Annotated in this window: 16 protein-coding genes; 5 read left to right on the top strand and 11 right to left on the bottom strand. The window is 44.7% G+C overall.

The window, feature by feature from the left end; all coding sequences use genetic code 11:
- Nucleotides 1-16 precede the first annotated feature (16 nt).
- Nucleotides 17-901: a (2E,6E)-farnesyl diphosphate synthase gene (gene ispA, locus L4C38_RS16555; protein WP_428798663.1), complete on the top strand. Its 885-nt coding sequence runs from the start codon at nucleotides 17-19 to the stop codon at nucleotides 899-901.
- Between the two features lie 20 nt (nucleotides 902-921).
- A complete protein-coding gene (gene dxs / locus L4C38_RS16550; RefSeq protein ID WP_428798662.1) occupies nucleotides 922-2,787 on the top strand; it encodes a 1-deoxy-D-xylulose-5-phosphate synthase in 1,866 nt (621 codons plus the stop codon).
- A gap of 71 nt (nucleotides 2,788-2,858) precedes the next feature.
- On the opposite strand, the gene truC is transcribed toward dxs, so the two are convergent.
- Together truC and L4C38_RS16540 are read right to left on the bottom strand one after the other, a co-directional pair.
- On the bottom strand, nucleotides 2,859-3,584 hold the full coding sequence (gene truC, locus L4C38_RS16545; RefSeq protein WP_428798661.1) for a tRNA pseudouridine(65) synthase TruC: 726 nt from the start codon (nucleotides 3,582-3,584) through the stop codon (nucleotides 2,859-2,861).
- The gene (locus L4C38_RS16540) at nucleotides 3,585-3,899 is read right to left on the bottom strand and encodes a YqcC family protein (RefSeq protein ID WP_428798660.1); all 315 of its coding nucleotides are present in this window, start codon (nucleotides 3,897-3,899) and stop codon (nucleotides 3,585-3,587) included.
- Between the two features lie 76 nt (nucleotides 3,900-3,975).
- On the opposite strand from L4C38_RS16540, the gene L4C38_RS16535 reads away from it, so the two are divergent.
- Together L4C38_RS16535 and L4C38_RS16530 are read left to right on the top strand one after the other, a co-directional pair.
- Nucleotides 3,976-5,013: a DUF3549 family protein gene (locus L4C38_RS16535; protein WP_428798659.1), complete on the top strand. Its 1,038-nt coding sequence runs from the start codon at nucleotides 3,976-3,978 to the stop codon at nucleotides 5,011-5,013.
- A gap of 24 nt (nucleotides 5,014-5,037) precedes the next feature.
- On the top strand, nucleotides 5,038-5,337 hold the full coding sequence (locus L4C38_RS16530) for a DUF3301 domain-containing protein (protein WP_428798735.1): 300 nt from the start codon (nucleotides 5,038-5,040) through the stop codon (nucleotides 5,335-5,337).
- Here the strand turns inward: L4C38_RS16530 and L4C38_RS16525 are convergent.
- Entirely contained in the window at nucleotides 5,285-5,803 is a 519-nt protein-coding gene (locus L4C38_RS16525; RefSeq protein ID WP_428798658.1) for a GNAT family N-acetyltransferase, read from the bottom strand. The genes L4C38_RS16530 and L4C38_RS16525 overlap by 53 nt on opposite strands.
- 596 nt (nucleotides 5,804-6,399) lie before the next feature.
- Here L4C38_RS16525 and L4C38_RS16520 point away from each other — a divergent pair.
- On the top strand, nucleotides 6,400-6,681 hold the full coding sequence (locus L4C38_RS16520) for a hypothetical protein (RefSeq protein ID WP_428798657.1): 282 nt from the start codon (nucleotides 6,400-6,402) through the stop codon (nucleotides 6,679-6,681).
- Nucleotides 6,682-6,795: 114 nt separating this feature from the next.
- Here L4C38_RS16520 and sucD read toward each other — a convergent pair whose 3' ends face one another.
- The 8 genes from sucD to sdhC all read right to left on the bottom strand — a co-directional run bounded on the left by sucD (nucleotide 6,796) and on the right by sdhC (nucleotide 16,430).
- The gene (gene sucD / locus L4C38_RS16515) at nucleotides 6,796-7,668 is read right to left on the bottom strand and encodes a succinate--CoA ligase subunit alpha (RefSeq protein ID WP_428798656.1); all 873 of its coding nucleotides are present in this window, start codon (nucleotides 7,666-7,668) and stop codon (nucleotides 6,796-6,798) included.
- Nucleotides 7,668-8,834, bottom strand: a complete 1,167-nt coding sequence (gene sucC / locus L4C38_RS16510; RefSeq protein ID WP_428798655.1) for an ADP-forming succinate--CoA ligase subunit beta — start codon at nucleotides 8,832-8,834, stop codon at nucleotides 7,668-7,670. Before sucC ends, sucD begins: the two co-directional genes overlap by 1 nt.
- 196 nt (nucleotides 8,835-9,030) lie before the next feature.
- Nucleotides 9,031-10,236 (bottom strand): 2-oxoglutarate dehydrogenase complex dihydrolipoyllysine-residue succinyltransferase, encoded by a 1,206-nt coding sequence (gene odhB / locus L4C38_RS16505; RefSeq protein WP_428798654.1) that lies wholly within the window; start codon nucleotides 10,234-10,236, stop codon nucleotides 9,031-9,033.
- A gap of 11 nt (nucleotides 10,237-10,247) precedes the next feature.
- On the bottom strand, nucleotides 10,248-13,103 hold the full coding sequence (sucA, locus tag L4C38_RS16500) for a 2-oxoglutarate dehydrogenase E1 component (RefSeq protein ID WP_428798734.1): 2,856 nt from the start codon (nucleotides 13,101-13,103) through the stop codon (nucleotides 10,248-10,250).
- Nucleotides 13,104-13,208: 105 nt separating this feature from the next.
- Nucleotides 13,209-13,919, bottom strand: a complete 711-nt coding sequence (locus tag L4C38_RS16495; RefSeq protein WP_428798733.1) for a succinate dehydrogenase iron-sulfur subunit — start codon at nucleotides 13,917-13,919, stop codon at nucleotides 13,209-13,211.
- A gap of 13 nt (nucleotides 13,920-13,932) precedes the next feature.
- Entirely contained in the window at nucleotides 13,933-15,699 is a 1,767-nt protein-coding gene (sdhA, locus tag L4C38_RS16490; RefSeq protein ID WP_428798653.1) for a succinate dehydrogenase flavoprotein subunit, read from the bottom strand.
- Complete coding sequence (gene sdhD, locus L4C38_RS16485) at nucleotides 15,700-16,044, bottom strand: succinate dehydrogenase, hydrophobic membrane anchor protein (RefSeq protein WP_428798652.1); 345 nt, start codon at nucleotides 16,042-16,044, stop codon at nucleotides 15,700-15,702.
- Nucleotides 16,038-16,430, bottom strand: coding sequence for a succinate dehydrogenase cytochrome b556 subunit (sdhC, locus tag L4C38_RS16480; protein WP_428798651.1), 393 nt, complete (start codon nucleotides 16,428-16,430; stop codon nucleotides 16,038-16,040). The genes sdhD and sdhC overlap by 7 nt, the downstream gene beginning before the upstream one ends.
- Nucleotides 16,431-16,469 lie beyond the last annotated feature (39 nt).

Below are 16,469 nucleotides of genomic sequence, written 5' to 3'. Positions count from 1 at the left end.
GTTAGAAGATCGCTCTATGCTTGAGGCATTAAACTCGTTCCAGCAACGAAATAGTCAACAACTAGAATGGTGGCTAAGCCAGCTTCCTCATCAAAATCAACCTCTTGTGGATGCTATGCGTTACGGGCTATTGCTCGGCGGTAAGCGTGCACGACCTTTTCTGGTTTATATCACAGGTCAAATGTTGGGTTGTAAGATAGAGGATCTTGATACTCCTGCATCTGCAGTTGAGTGCATCCACGCTTATTCTCTAATTCATGATGATTTACCAGCAATGGACGACGATGAACTTCGTCGAGGGCAAATGACTTGCCACATCAAATTTGATGAAGCGACAGCAATACTAACTGGCGACTCATTGCAGACGCTCGCGTTTACAATTCTTGCTGATGGTAAACTAAATCCAAACGCTGAGCCGTTACGTATTAAAATGGTAAAATCGCTCGCGCAAGCGTCTGGTGCCGCTGGAATGTGTATGGGGCAAGCACTCGATCTACAAGCTGAAAACCGCTTGATTGGGCTCGAAGAGCTTGAAGAAATCCATCGCAACAAAACCGGTGCATTAATGAAATGCGCAATCCAACTGGGAGCATTAGCCGCTGGCGAAAAGGCCATTGATGTCATGCCGTTATTGGATAGATACGCCGATGCCATTGGATTGGCGTTCCAAGTACAAGATGACATTCTCGATATCGTTAGTGATACCGAAACCTTAGGCAAGCCTCAAGGCTCAGACCAAGAGTTGAATAAAAGTACTTACCCTGCTCTGCTAGGCTTACAGGGAGCGATAGATAAAGCGAATAACCTGCTACAGGAAGCGCTTCAAGCACTAGATGCAATACCATACAATACCGAGTTATTGGAAGAGTTCGCCCGATACGTCGTCGAGCGCAAAAATTAACACTATAAGCGCGCAAAATTATGACTCTTGATATTTCAAAGTACCCAACACTAGCACTGGCGGATACACCAGTAGAATTGCGTAGCCTTCCTAAGGATGTGCTACCAAAGCTATGTGATGAGTTACGCACTTACTTATTAAATTCTGTAAGCCAGTCGAGTGGGCACTTGGCTTCAGGATTGGGCACGGTTGAATTAACCGTGGCGCTTCATTACGTCTATAACACTCCGTTTGATCAACTTATTTGGGATGTAGGTCATCAAGCTTACCCGCATAAAATTTTAACGGGTCGACGTGAACAAATGCCAACGATTCGTCAGAAAGATGGCTTGCACCCATTTCCATGGCGTGGAGAAAGCGAGTACGACACGCTTTCTGTCGGTCACTCATCTACTTCGATTAGCGCCGCTTTGGGCATGGCTATTAGTGCTCACAAAGAGAATAAGAACCGTAAAGTGGTCAGCGTGATCGGCGATGGTGCTATCACTGCTGGTATCGCTTTTGAAGCGATGAACCATGCCGGTGATATTCACTCAGATATGTTAGTGATTCTTAACGACAACGAAATGTCTATTTCTGAAAACGTGGGGGCATTGAACAACCACCTTGCACAGCTACTTTCAGGGAATTTCTACACGTCTATTCGTGAAGGCGGCAAGCGCGTACTTTCCGGTGTTCCACCGATTAAAGAGTTGGTAAAACGCACCGAAGAACACCTGAAAGGCATGGTCATACCAGGAACGTTATTCGAAGAACTGGGTTTTAACTATATTGGACCTGTCGATGGTCATGATGTTAATGAGTTGGTAAAAACGCTAAAAAACATGCGTGAACTTAAAGGTCCACAGTTCCTGCATATCATGACCAAGAAAGGCAAAGGTTATGAGCCAGCGGAGAAAGATCCGATTGGCTATCACGGCGTGCCTAAGTTTGACCCAAGCCATTCAAGTTTGCCAAAAAGCAGCAGTAACAAGCCAACTTTCTCAAAAATATTTGGTGATTTTCTGTGTGACATGGCCGCCCAAGATCCGAAGCTAATGGCCATAACCCCTGCCATGCGCGAGGGCTCCGGCATGGTGCGTTTTTCTAAAGAATTCCCACAGCAATATTTTGATGTTGCGATCGCTGAGCAACACGCTGTTACGCTAGCAACAGGTATGGCAATTGCGGGTAATAGCCCGATTGTGGCGATATACTCTACTTTCTTGCAACGCGGATACGATCAATTAATCCACGATGTTGCCATCATGGATTTACCTGTGATGTTTGCTATCGATCGAGCTGGTTTAGTTGGTGCCGATGGTCAAACTCATCAAGGTGCGTTTGATATCAGCTTTATGCGCTGTATTCCAAACATGGTGATCATGACACCAAGTGACGAAAATGAATGTCGCCAAATGCTTTACACTGGTCACAAGCATACTGGTCCTAGTGCTGTGCGTTACCCCCGTGGTAGCGGCATGGGGACAGCTATTGAGCAAGATTTTACCGCATTAGAGATTGGTAAAGGTCGCATGATTCGCCAAGGCGAAAAGGTCGCTATTCTAAACTTCGGCACCTTTATGCCAAGTGTACTAGAAGCTGCCGAAGCACTTAACGCCACTGTCGCCGATATGCGTTTCGCCAAACCGCTCGATCATGCGCTAATTAAACAGTTGGTCATTGATCATGATGTTCTCGTCACTATTGAAGAGAACGCAATCGCTGGCGGCGCTGGTGCCGGAGTGATTGAATTTATGATGCAAGAGAAAGTGCTAAAACCAGTGCTTAACCTTGGTTTACCTGATCGCTTCATTGCGCAAGGGACACAAGAGCAGCTTTATGAAGAACTAGGGCTAGATGCAAAAGGTATTGAACAGTCTATTCGAGATTACCTAAGCAAATAGCACTTCAATCGAGTGACACTTAGACTCGCTAAGTAAATACAACAAAGCCCTCAAATGAGGGCTTTGTTGTTTTAAATTTGTGGTGTTTGCCAGCTAAACTCCTGACAGAGCTTGTGCCATGTTTCATCAAAACCCGCTTTAATGATGATAGTTTCACCGCTAAATGGGTGAACAAACTCTAAACTGGTGGCATGTAGAAGTAGCCTGTGTGAGTCATAGACATCGCGAAACAGTTTATTGTGCTTTCCATCACCATGAGTAGTATCGCCCACGATAGGGTGGCGCAGGTGTGCCATATGACGACGCAGTTGGTGTTTTCGACCTGTATGTGGGCTAAGTTCCATCAAACAGTAACGGGTCGTCGGAAATCGCCCTGTCGAGAGTGGCACTTCTACTTGGGCAAGGGGCTGATAATCCGTCACCGCTTCTTGAGCTTCTTTTTCCGTGCTCGCAAACTTATCGGCAATTTTATCCAACTCCACTTTCAATGGGTAATCAAGCGTTGCACCTTCTTCTATCCAACCACGAACTATCGCATGGTACGTTTTCTTCATTTCGTGATTAGCAAACATTGGCATTGCTTGAGATGCAGTTTGACTTGATAGTGCAAAAATCAATACACCTGATGTTGGTCTATCTAATCGGTGTAACGGAAAGACGTGCTGACCTATTTGATCACGCAAAGTTTGCATGACAAATTGCGTCTCATGCTTATCCAACCAACTTCGATGCACTAACATTCCTGCCGGTTTATTCACCGCAACAAAATACTCATCCTGATAAACGATTTCTAACACTTATGCGCCCTCTTGATCAATTTGGCGAATAACCACCAGTAACGTAGATAACTCTTTTTTATGCTGCCAGCATTCATCAAAATACGGTGCAATAGCAAACCCTTTAGGTAATGTTTTTTTTGCCTCGATTAACATGCGCATACGCGGTAAAAAAATCCACTGTAGCCATTGCTGAGGCTCCAAAGTGTCTAACGCGAAAGGTTGTTCACTTGTCAGTAATTGAGGTAAAGGGGGGGTATCCTGCCATAGCTTGGTATCACGAAGTTGCTGTTCTAGCTCATCAAGTAAAACCTTGAGCGGAATATCATGTTTCATTTATCTTTGTCGATGACCTTGAAATTAACCTATAGAGTACCATTTATAAGGGAAAGAAAGTTAGGAAAAGTCTCCCATGGAAACCATTCATACTCTCAGTGAGTTACTACACAATAGCGATTGTCAATTTAAGATCTTTGATCTTGGACGTCGCATTAAGAATATCGATAACCAAACCTTTCAACAAATTGAAAAAGGCCAACAACCCTACCCGTTCCCACTGCAGCGCCATGCCCATTTGGCGATCGCTTATTGGAATGAAACCAAGCAACCTTGGATTTGGTTCTTAAAATTTGAACTGGATGAACGAGGTCTGTTAAAACAAGCAGATGTAGGTAACTTTATCAAGTTTGTGGTTGAAGCTATGGGGACTCGCTTAAATCAAGAGATGAGCGAAGTTCAACAACAGAAACTGGCTAACAACCCATATACTTATAAACCAACCGAAGACAAAATGTCGGTTTTCCATAGCCAGATCCGTGCCGAACTCAACCTACCGTCCAGTCAATACTACGAGCATGCACAACATTACTTCAAAGGTGGGCTAGGTTGGAACAATTGGCAAACGGTAGGCTTACAAGGGATCACGGATATCTGTGCTCGACTGGGTTCAGAACAAAATGGTGTCGAGCTGCGTAAAGCTCTTCCTCATTTGCCCAATGAGCCGCTCTATGCCACATTAGGCGCTCTGGAACATATTGTTTTACCAGAAAAATTAGCGCAACGTATCGCCGAACTGACCCAAGCGCAAATTGACCATAAAGAGCCCGATTTGTTTTTGCTTTCAGCACTAACTCGCGCCCTTTCTGGCGCAGATAGTGCGCTCTCGCTGCCTTTATTAAAACAAGTACTGGAAAGCCCACGCTTAAGCCATCAAGAAGTTCTCATTGGTATTGCAGGGCGCAGTTGGCACTTGCTTGCCGATAGCAAAATTGCAGAGGTGTTTTTATTACGATTAGCACAAACAGGCAACCAGAACCTTTTTAACCAACTATTTTCCGATTTGGTGATGCTTCCTGAATTGCGCATGGTGCTACTGCCTTTACTGCATTCTTCACCTTCTGAAGAACTAGCAACGGCACTGATTAATTTACAGAAAGCGACGAAAGCTTAATGACCACAGTAGCGAGCGATGGATATGTTCACTGATTTGTTTGCCATTTTATTTCTCTGCATTGTCTGTATGTTGTTTTGGCAGCAAAGAAGACAGTCAGAGTTAGCTAAAGTTGCTATCCAGCGGAAATGCGAGCAACTCGATTTACAGTTAGTCAGTACCGCGTTGAAAGCACATAAGATAAAAACGCCGGACGGTACCTGGCGTTGGCATACAATCTATCAATTTGAGTTTTCATCACTCGGTGATGATTGCTACCAAGGTGAACTCATTATGATAGGGTTTCGAGTAATTCACTTTCATCTACCACCGCATCGGATGTAAATTCGTATTCAAAAAAAGGTCCGTGGCTATCGCTATTGAGACCTTTTTTTACAAAGCCAAGTTTTTCTAGCAACCTAATCGATGCAGCATGATCGACGTTCGACGTTGCCCTCACCGTTTTTAGTGACAAATCTCTAAGCACTTTGTTAAAGAAAGCTCCTAATGCTTCGCTAGCAATGCCTTTTCCCCAATAAGCTTTATCAAACAAATAACCCAGTTCAGGGACAGATTGAAGATCACTTATAAATATATGCCCGATGTATTCACGAGTTCGGCTATCAAGTACCGCGCGTGCGTACAGAGTATGATCACTCAAAATACGATCAAAGACTAATCTAGCTTTGGCGACTGTGTAGGGACCGTTCATCTGAGCACGGTTTTTCACACAACAATTGAGGACCACAAAATCCGATAATAAAGACTCGTTATATGGCACTAATATTACGCGTCGAGTTGCGATGGTCACAAATCTTCCTTGCTTTCAGCAAATTTGAATGAAGCTTTCACTTCTCAAATTAAAATGTGTAAGCCGATACGTTAGCCAACGTAAAGATAAAGCGTTATATACCCAAGTAATCCCAAGATGCTTGGATATAACTGTAACTAGTCTAGTTTTTTGATTGGAGGTAGTCTGACACTTAGTGTCTGGTGGCAGGATTTTCTATGGTAAGTCGATTACCTATCTTGTCCTTCTATCTTCCATTAAAAACTAATTCCTTTGCACTTGGCGTGCTTAACGAGTTCAAAGCGATCCTACTTTGACTGCTAGCTTTATTTGCCACTTTTTGAATGCACAATGTAAACTAAATTACAAATCAAACAATGATCCGACACGCATTTTACATATTGCGACAAATGAACAATCAATAATCAATGGTCAATATTTCAAATATTTAGCACCTGAAACTAGTAGTACGGATTTATAACATAAGTGATTTCTCACAATTTCAATGGCGAATATCTTACATGTCATCACTATTTTTTCTATTCGCTTAATGCAAAGTAAGTCCGTAAAATAGCATCATCCACCGTTTTATACAGTGCCTAAGACAAGGAAAGACAATGCTTACCAAAGATGTTAGCCAAGAACTTGAGCAAGCGATTGAACAGCTGGTTCGCGAGGGAAAAGAGCCTACCGTTGCGTTAGTCAAATCACGCTTGAAATTTCCGGTTCCCATGCCAGCGCTTATCACTACAATTAAAAGCTGGAAAAACAGCCAACGCGTACCAAAAGTTGAAATTAGTAAACCTGATGTTCAAGTTGATAATAAGGTAAGCCAATTAGAAAAACAGGTTGCAGAGCTAACATTGCGTATCGAACAATTAGAAGCCAAATTGCTATAGACAACTCTTGCTTAACTAAGCATATCGAAATTAATCGGGTATACGTATTTCGACCTAAAAAAAAGGCTTGGTTATTCAACCAAGCCTTTTAATAATTTCTAGTTCTATGTAAGTTTACCAGCCGGTTACTTCACGTAGAGCTTTGCCGATATCAGCAAGAGACTTAACGGTTTTCACACCAGCAGCTTCTAGCGCGGCAAACTTATCTTCAGCAGTGCCTTTGCCACCTGAGATAATCGCACCAGCATGACCCATGCGTTTACCAGGAGGTGCTGTTACACCTGCAATGTAAGAAACAACTGGCTTAGTCACGTTATCTTTAATAAATGCCGCCGCTTCTTCTTCCGCTGTACCACCGATCTCGCCGATCATGACAATCGCTTCTGTTTCTGGATCGTCTTGAAACAGCTTAAGAATATCAATGAAGTTTGAACCTGGAATTGGATCGCCGCCGATACCAACACAAGTTGATTGACCAAAACCTTCGTCTGTCGTTTGCTTAACCGCTTCATAAGTCAGCGTGCCTGAACGAGATACGATACCAACGCGACCCTTCTGGTGAATATGACCAGGCATGATACCAATCTTACATTCGTCTGGAGTAATAACCCCCGGACAGTTCGGACCAATCATCACAACGCCCGCTTCATCTAAACGCACTTTAACGTCAAGTAGATCAAGCGTTGGAATGCCTTCAGTGATAGTCACGATAAGCTTGATACCCGCATCAATCGCTTCCAGAATTGCATCCTTACAGAAAGGCGCTGGTACATAGATAACCGATGCAGTAGCACCTGTCAGTTCTACCGCCTCACGAACCGTATTAAATACTGGTAGACCAAGGTGTTTTTGACCGCCTTTACCCGGAGAAACACCACCAACCATTTGCGTACCGTAAGCTATAGCTTGCTCTGAGTGGAAAGTACCCTGACCACCCGTAAAGCCCTGACAAATAACCTTGGTATCTTTATTAATTAGTACTGACATTATTTGCCCTCCGCAGCAGCAACTACTTTTTCTGCTGCTTCAGTTAGAGAGTTTGCAGCAATAATGTTTAGACCACTTTCAGCTAGTTTTTGCGAACCTAACGGCGCATTGTTGCCTTCAAGACGAACCACAACTGGTACTTCTACGCCGACTTCTTCAACTGCGCCTATAATGCCTTCTGCAATTAGGTCACAACGTACTATGCCGCCGAAAATATTAACCAGAACAGCTTTCACATTGCTGTCAGATAAAATGATCTTAAAAGCTTCTGTTACGCGTTCTTTAGTTGCACCACCGCCAACATCAAGGAAGTTAGCTGGTTGACCACCATGCAAATTCACGATATCCATGGTACCCATTGCTAGACCAGCACCATTAACCATACAACCGATGCTGCCATCTAAGGCTACGTAGTTTAGTTCCCATTGCGCTGCATGTGCTTCGCGCTCGTCTTCTTGCGACGGATCGTGCATCTCGCGCAATTTTGGCTGACGATAAAGCGCATTAGAATCGATGTTAATTTTGCCATCTAGACAGACCAGATCACCCGATCCGGTGACAACTAGAGGGTTGATTTCTAGTAGTGCGAGATCATATTGATCAAACATCTCAGCAAGACCAATGAAAATCTTAACGAACTGTTTAATTTGGTCGCCTTTAAGACCTAATTTGAATGCTAGTTCACGACCTTGATAAGCCTGAGGACCAACAAAAGGATCAATCGCTGCTTTGTGGATAAGCTCTGGCGTTTCTTCCGCCACTTTTTCGATTTCCACACCGCCTTCGGTTGAAGCCATAAATACAACGCGGCGAGTTGAGCGGTCAACGACCGCACCCAAGTACAACTCGTTTGCAATATCAGATGCTTCTTCAACTAAGATTTTAGTGACAGGCTGACCATTAGCGTCTGTTTGGTAAGTAACTAAGTTTTTACCTAGCCATTTTTGCGCAAATGCTTTCACGCCTTCTTTTGTATCATGCAGTTCCACACCGCCCGCTTTACCGCGACCACCAGCGTGAACTTGACATTTAACGACTTTTTTCTCGGTACTAATACGACCAGCTGCTTCGAAAGCTGCTTGTGGTGTATCACAAGCATAGCCTTCAGGTACAGGCAAACCGAATTCTGCAAACAGCTGTTTGGCTTGGTATTCATGCAAATTCATTTTGATATTCCGTTTGTTTTTCCCTTAAGGGAATTATAATTTCCATGACGCCGTAGTTGAGTTTTACCAAATTCATCCGTAGCGTCTTCTCAAATCAATCGCAATAAGATTCAATTAAGACCAGACAGTTGAGCTAGTCTAGCCCCGTAAGCTATAAGCGTCGAGCCATCAAAGACAACTCGACGTTTTAGCGATATTAAACGTCTAACAAGAGACGCGCTGGGTCTTCAAGTAACTCTTTAATGGTCACTAAGAAGCCAACTGACTCACGTCCATCAATAAGGCGATGGTCATAAGATAGAGCCAAATACATCATTGGTAGAATTTCTACCTTGCCATCAACAGCCATCGGACGATCTTGGATCTTATGCATACCCAAGATAGCGGATTGCGGCGGGTTGATGATTGGTGTAGACATCAACGAACCAAACACACCACCGTTAGTGATTGTGAAGTTACCGCCGATCAACTCATCAACCGTTAACTTGCCATCACGACCTTTGATTGCCAGCTCCTTGATGCCTTTTTCTACATCAGCAAAACCTAGTGTGTCACAGTCTTTAAGTACTGGAGTAACAAGACCACGTGGCGTTGATACCGCCATACTGATATCAAAATAGTTGTGGTAAACAATATCTTCACCATCAAGTGAAGCATTCACTTCCGGATAACGTTTAAGCGCTTCCGTTACCGCTTTCACGTAGAAAGACATGAAACCGAGGCGAATACCATGACGCTCTTCAAACTGGTCTTTGTATTGCTTACGAAGATCCATAATTGGCTTCATGTTGACTTCGTTGAAAGTTGTCAGCATTGCTGTACTGTTCTTCGCTTGAAGTAAACGGTTAGCCACTGTCTTACGCAGACGAGTCATTGGCACGCGCTTTTGGCTACGCGCTGTCGCTGGTGCTTGTTCAACCACTTCAGCCACTGTTGGTTCAGATTTCGCTCTCGCCAAGTGAGCATCGATATCTTCACGCGTGATACGACCACCTACCCCTGTACCTTTCACTTGTGAAGGTTCCAGGCCATGTTCAGCCAATAGACGGCGAACCGCAGGGCTCAGTGCATCATTACTCTCCTCAGAAAGAGAAGCCTTATGACGTTTATCAGGTGACGCTTGTGTATCTTCAGTGGTATCTGTTGTTGGCTCACCAGCAACAGCACCGGGCTTAAGTCTTGCGAGAAGCTGTTTAGAAAGTACTGTCGCACCATCAACTTCGATGATCGCTTCCAAAACACCCGATTCTGGTGCTGGCACTTCAAGCACGACCTTATCGGTTTCGATATCAACAAGTACTTCGTCACGTTCAACCATATCACCCGGTTGTTTGTGCCAAGTAGCGACGGTTGCGTCAGCGACTGATTCAGGTAAATCTGGAACCAGAATTTCAATTGTCATTTCTATCTTCCTTATACTTCTAGTTCTTTATCTGAGGTTTGGGAATCTAATGTATTAGAACCAGTGGTCAGAGCGTCTTCAACCAACGCTTTTTGTTGTTTCAAATGAACCGACATGTAACCTACCGCCGGAGAAGCCGATGCTGGGCGACCTGCATATTTGAGGTCAGCGCCTGCTGGAATAGCTGCACGGAAGTTATGTTGGCTACAATACCAAGCACCTTGGTTTTGAGGCTCTTCTTGGCACCAAACAAAATCTTCAACATTGGTGTACTGAGCGATAGCTTCTTTCACATCTTCCAATGGGAATGGATAGAGCTGCTCAATACGCACGATAGCCACATCTTCTTGCTCGTTCTTGCGGCGTTGGTCTAGTAAGTCGTAGTAAACCTTACCTGAACAGAACACCACGCGTTTCACCTTGCTTGGCTCAAGAGTATCAATCTCCGGAATAGCAGGTAGGAAAGTGCCATCAGACAGATCATCAAGACTAGAAATACATAATGGGTGACGAAGCAAAGATTTCGGTGACATCACTATCAAAGGTCGACGCATTGGACGAACCACTTGACGACGAATCATGTGATAAACCTGTGCTGGCGTTGATGGTACAACAACCTGCATATTCTGCTCTGCACATAACTGTAGGTAACGCTCTAAACGAGCCGAAGAGTGCTCCGGACCTTGACCTTCATAACCATGTGGCAACAGCATAGTTAGACCACATAAGCGTGCCCATTTCTGCTCACCAGAAGAAATAAACTGGTCAATCACAACTTGAGCACCATTGGCAAAGTCACCAAACTGGGCTTCCCAAACAGTTAAACCACTTGGTTCCGCCGTTGCATAACCGTACTCAAATGCAAGTACTGCTTCTTCTGATAATACAGAGTCAATCACTTGGAAAGGACCCTGTTTATCATGAAGGTTTGCCAACGGGATATAGGTGCTTGCATCTGATTGATTGTGCAATACCGAATGGCGATGGAAGAAGGTACCACGACCTGAATCCTGCCCAGAAATACGAATGCGTTTACCGTCATCAACCAATGTCGCATATGCCAATGTTTCTGCCATACCCCAATCAACAGGCTTCTCACCACTCATCATCGACAAGCGATCGTTATAAAGCTTGTTTACACGACTTTGCAGTTTGTGACTGTCTGGGTATTGGCATAGGCGAAGACCTAGGTCAACCAAGCGCTCTTTATCGTATTGGCTCTGCCATGGCGTGTCCCAGTCGTGACCGAGATAAGGAGACCAATCAACCGAGTGCAGTGCCATCGGACGCCATTCTTTAACAACAATATCGCCACGATCTAACGCGTCTCGATATTCATTGATCATTAGCGTTGCAGTTTCAATGTCGTTGTCACCGCGCTCAATCAAAACATCTGCGTACAACTTACGAGGGGTTGGATGTTTTTTGATCTTTTGATACATAATTGGCTGAGTTGCGTTTGGCTCATCAGCTTCGTTATGACCATGACGGCGGTAGCAAACAAGATCAATGACCACATCTCGTTTAAACTCGTTGCGATAATCCAAAGCAAGACGAGTAACAAATGCAACCGCTTCTGGATCGTCTGCATTCACGTGAAAAATCGGAGCCTGTACCATCTTGGCAATATCGGTACAGTACATAGTCGAACGCATATCACGAGGGTTTGAAGTTGTAAAACCAACTTGGTTGTTGACAACAATACGTACCGTACCACCGACACGATAGCCACGAGATTGCGACATGTTAAATGTCTCAGCTACAACGCCTTGACCAGCAATCGCCGAGTCACCGTGAATGGTAATAGGAAGAACCGTACTGCCGTTTTTATCACCTAGGCGGTCTTGACGAGCACGCACCGAGCCAATAACTACCGGATTTACAATTTCTAAGTGAGATGGGTTAAATGCTAACGCTAAGTGTACATCACCACCTGGAGTAGCAAAGTCAGCCGAGAAACCTTGGTGATACTTCACATCACCCGTTCCCCATGATTCGCCGTGCTTGCCCGCAAACTCATCAAATAAATCTTGTGGTTTCTTACCCAGAACATTGACTAACATGTTCAAACGACCGCGGTGAGCCATACCAATAACCACTTCGCGCATGCCACTCTTACCAGCATGACGAATCAACTCTTTGGTCATAGGAATCAGTGCATCACCACCTTCTAATGAAAAGCGTTTGGCACCCGGAAATTTTGCACCCAAATAGCGCTCGAGACCTTCAGCTGCGGTTAGCTCTTCAAGAAAATCGCGTTTTTCTTCTGCAGTGAATGTCGGTTGACCAACCACTGATTCCACACGCTGTTGAATCCAACGTTTTTGCTCGGTATCTATAATGTGCATGTACTCTGCACCGATAGAACCGCAATAGATTTTTTCCAATGAAGAGTAGATGTCCTTAAGCTTCATGGTCTCTTGACCAATCGCAAATGAACCCACATTAAAGGTTTCTTCTAGGTCGTCTTCATTAAGATTGTGGAAGGATGGGTCTAACTCAGCTACGAGAGGGCGTTGCCATAAACCGAGGGGATCAAGATCAGCTGCTTCGTGCCCGCGGAAGCGGTACGCGTTAATGAGCTGGAGAACTTTTACTTGTTTCGCATCGACATCGGGGTCACTAACTTGGACATTGTAATGCTTTGTTTCTTGAGCGAGTCGACGGAAGTAATCACGGACACGTGAGTGTGGTTGTTCCACCACATCAGTCGATGGTTTAGGTAAACCATCAAATACACGAATCCACTCCTCACTTACCAGATCAGGATCACTGAGATACAGTTCGTAGAGATCTTCTACGTATGTTGCATTAGCGCCAGCCAAGTGTGAAGACTCGAGCCATGCCTTCATCACACCGTTGTGCATATTTTCCCTTAACCAGTAGTTTTCACGTTTACCGCGGTCTATCCCGCACTTACATTGAATCAACCGCTACCCACTGTAATGAATAGCGGTATTCTAATTACTTCACTAAACCGAGCGGTTCACTAACATCGATTTGATGTGCCCAATCGCCTTAGTCGGGTTTAGTCCCTTAGGACAAACACTTACACAATTCATGATGCCATGGCAACGAAAAACACTAAATGCGTCATCGAGTTCGGACAATCGTTCATCAGTTGCGGTATCTCGGCTATCTATTAGCCAACGATAGGCCGCTAAAAGACCTGCTGGACCAATAAATTTGTCTGGATTCCACCAGAACGATGGGCATGAAGTGGTACAACATGCACACATAATACATTCGTATAAACCGTCTAAATGAGCACGCTCATCAGGTACTTGAAGGTTCTCACGTGATGGTGGCGTTGCCCCATCATTAATTAAGAACGGTTTTACTTTGGCATAGTTATCGTAGAACTGAGTCATATCGACGATCAAGTCACGCACCACTGGCAAGCCAGGTAGTGGACGAATCACTATATTCTCTCCCCCAAGGGCAGAAAGTGGAGTGATACACGCCAAACCATTTTTACCGTTCATGTTCAGACCATCTGAACCACAAACACCCTCACGGCAAGAGCGGCGGAACGAAATAGTTGGATCTTGTTCTTTCAGTAGAATAAGCGCATCCAAAAGCATCATGTCTGAGCCTTCTTCTACCTCAAGAGTGTAGTCTTTCATGTACGGCTTTTTGTCAATATCCGGATTATAGCGATACAAAGAGAAGTTCAATTTCATCATCTATCCTCCCTTAGTATGTACGAGCTTTCGGCGGGAAAGCTTCACGATGTACAGGTTCCATATTCACACCACGCTTAGACATTGCTTCAGTCTCAGGGTTGTAAATGGAGTGACATAGCCACTGCTCATCATCCCTATCAGGGAAGTCAAAGCGAGCATGCGCACCACGACTTTCGGTACGGAAGTTCGCCGCAACCGCTGTCGCATAAGCCGTTTCCATTAAGTTATCTAACTCAAGGCACTCAACACGCTGAGTGTTAAACTCTGTCGACTTATCTGCAAGGTGAGCATTCTTCAGGCGCTCGCGGATCACTTTCAGTTCCTCAAGACCTTTAGCCATAGCATCCCCTTCACGGAATACCGAGAAGTTATTTTGCATGCATTGCTGAAGATCTTTACGAATCTCCGCAGGATCTTCACCGTCGGTACTGTTTTCCCAACGATTGTAACGTTCAAGTGAACGCTCAATATCCGCATCTGTTGCCAGTTTCGCCTCAGCTTGTTTATCAAGGACCTCACCAAGATGTAAACCAGTTGCGCGACCAAATACCACAAGGTCAAGCAATGAGTTACCACCTAAACGGTTAGCGCCATGCACCGATACGGAAGCGATTTCACCACAAGCAAACAAGCCTTGAATTTCAACATCATTGCCTGCTTCATCTTGCTTAATCGCTTGACCAGATACTTGTGTTGGAACACCACCCATCATGTAATGACAAGTAGGAATAACTGGAATAGGTTCTTTCACTGGATCAACGTGAGCAAAGGTACGTGACAGTTCACATACGCCCGGAAGACGCGATTCCAATGTTTCTTTACCTAAATGGTCAAGTTTTAGCTTGATGTGAGGACCCCAAGGACCATCACAGCCACGACCTTCACGAATTTCGATCATCATCGAGCGAGCAACAACGTCACGACCGGCCAAATCTTTGGCATTTGGCGCGTAACGCTCCATAAAGCGCTCGCCGTCTTTGTTGAGTAGATAACCACCTTCGCCACGACAACCTTCCGTCACCAATACGCCCGCTCCAGCGATGCCTGTTGGGTGGAACTGCCACATTTCAATATCTTGCATTGGCACGCCTGCACGAATTGCCATGCCAACACCATCGCCAGTATTAATATGCGCATTGGTAGTAGAAGCGTAAATTCGACCTGCACCACCAGTGGCGAGAATCGTCGCCTTAGATTTGAAATAGCACACTTCACCAGTTTCCATGCAAAGTGCGGTACAACCTAGAACTGCACCGTCTTCATTTTTAACCAAATCAAGAGCATACCACTCAGAAAATATCGTGGTTTTGTGTTTGATGTTTTGTTGATACAAGGTATGCAATAGAGCATGGCCTGTACGGTCAGCGGCTGCAGCTGTACGCGCCGCTTGTTCACCGCCAAAGTTTTTCGATTGCCCCCCAAATGGGCGCTGATAAATCGTACCATTGTCGAAACGAGAAAACGGTAAACCCATCTTCTCAAGCTCGATAACTGATTCTGGACCGTTCTTACACATATATTCGATCGCATCTTGGTCACCGATATAGTCGGAGCCTTTGACGGTATCGTACATATGTTGCTCCCAATGGTCTTCGTGCGCATTACCTAGCGCAACCGTGATACCACCTTGAGCAGACACGGTATGTGAGCGAGTTGGGAAAACTTTTGAAAGTAGAGCACAGGTTAGACCTTGCTCTGAAATTTGTAGTGCAGCGCGCATACCTGCACCGCCTGCGCCGATTACCACGGCATCGAATTCACGAATTGGAATAGACACTTACGCACCCCACAGAATAAACAGACCAGAGAAGAAATAACCAAGCAACAACGCCACTACACCGACTTGTAACCCACCACGCAATTTAGTGCATTTGATGTAATCGGTAAGAACCTGCCACATGCCAATCCAAGCATGAATCAACACACAAGTCAGGGCGATCATGGTGAAGGCTTTGGTGAAGTTCCCAGCAAAAAACTGAGTCCAAGATGCGTATGAAATATCAGTGAACGCACAGAAGCTCACTAGATAAATCGTATACAGTGTCATAATGATCGCAGTTGCACGAATCAATAGAAAATCGTGCACACCATTACGACCAAATGATGAAACATGGTTTACCATACCAATACCCCCGCTAAAAGAGACAGCGCAGCTGTTATACCGAATGACACTTTCACACTCATGGCGCCAGTATCGAGTTCTTCAAAATAGCCTAAGTCCATTAGTAGATGACGTACACCACCGACGATGTGATAGGCTAAAGCGGTAAGTATTCCCCATAGGATAAACGTCACGAACCAACCATCAACAATGTCAACAGCTTTCATATATCCGACGGGGGATGATAAAGATAAAGACAGCAACCACAATAGGATACCGACTGCTACAAATGTGATCACACCTGTTACTCGGTGGAGAATAGATGCGATAGCAGTGATCGGAAAGTGTATGGTTTGCAAGTCTAGGTTTACAGGTCTTGACTTTCTTTCTTTCACGGGCTTGCTCACTCAGCTCACTAGAGCATTTATAGTTATTGACGAAATTGG

The sequence above is a fragment of the Vibrio kasasachensis genome (genome assembly GCF_050337565.1).
In the GTDB taxonomy this organism is placed as follows: Bacteria; Pseudomonadota; Gammaproteobacteria; order Enterobacterales; family Vibrionaceae; genus Vibrio; species Vibrio kasasachensis.
The sequence above is the reverse complement of the archived record's forward strand: the minus strand, read 5'-3'. Positions and strand labels throughout refer to the sequence as shown.

Excerpts from the sequence above, each read along its gene's own strand:
- L4C38_RS16530 (WP_428798735.1), top strand. The coding sequence starts at position 5,038 with ATGTTCACTGATTTGTTTGCCATTTTATTTCTCTGCATTGTCTGTATG.
- ispA (WP_428798663.1), top strand. The coding sequence starts at position 17 with ATGCTTGAGGCATTAAACTCGTTCCAGCAACGAAATAGTCAACAACTA.
- L4C38_RS16495 (WP_428798733.1), bottom strand. The coding sequence starts at position 13,919 with ATGAAATTGAACTTCTCTTTGTATCGCTATAATCCGGATATTGACAAA.
- L4C38_RS16540 (WP_428798660.1), bottom strand. The coding sequence starts at position 3,899 with ATGAAACATGATATTCCGCTCAAGGTTTTACTTGATGAGCTAGAACAG.
- dxs (WP_428798662.1), top strand. The coding sequence starts at position 922 with ATGACTCTTGATATTTCAAAGTACCCAACACTAGCACTGGCGGATACA.
- sdhD (WP_428798652.1), bottom strand. The coding sequence starts at position 16,044 with ATGGTAAACCATGTTTCATCATTTGGTCGTAATGGTGTGCACGATTTT.
- L4C38_RS16520 (WP_428798657.1), top strand. The coding sequence starts at position 6,400 with ATGCTTACCAAAGATGTTAGCCAAGAACTTGAGCAAGCGATTGAACAG.
- L4C38_RS16535 (WP_428798659.1), top strand. The coding sequence starts at position 3,976 with ATGGAAACCATTCATACTCTCAGTGAGTTACTACACAATAGCGATTGT.
- sucD (WP_428798656.1), bottom strand. The coding sequence starts at position 7,668 with ATGTCAGTACTAATTAATAAAGATACCAAGGTTATTTGTCAGGGCTTT.
- sucC (WP_428798655.1), bottom strand. The coding sequence starts at position 8,834 with ATGAATTTGCATGAATACCAAGCCAAACAGCTGTTTGCAGAATTCGGT.
- odhB (WP_428798654.1), bottom strand. The coding sequence starts at position 10,236 with ATGACAATTGAAATTCTGGTTCCAGATTTACCTGAATCAGTCGCTGAC.
- sucA (WP_428798734.1), bottom strand. The coding sequence starts at position 13,103 with ATGCACAACGGTGTGATGAAGGCATGGCTCGAGTCTTCACACTTGGCT.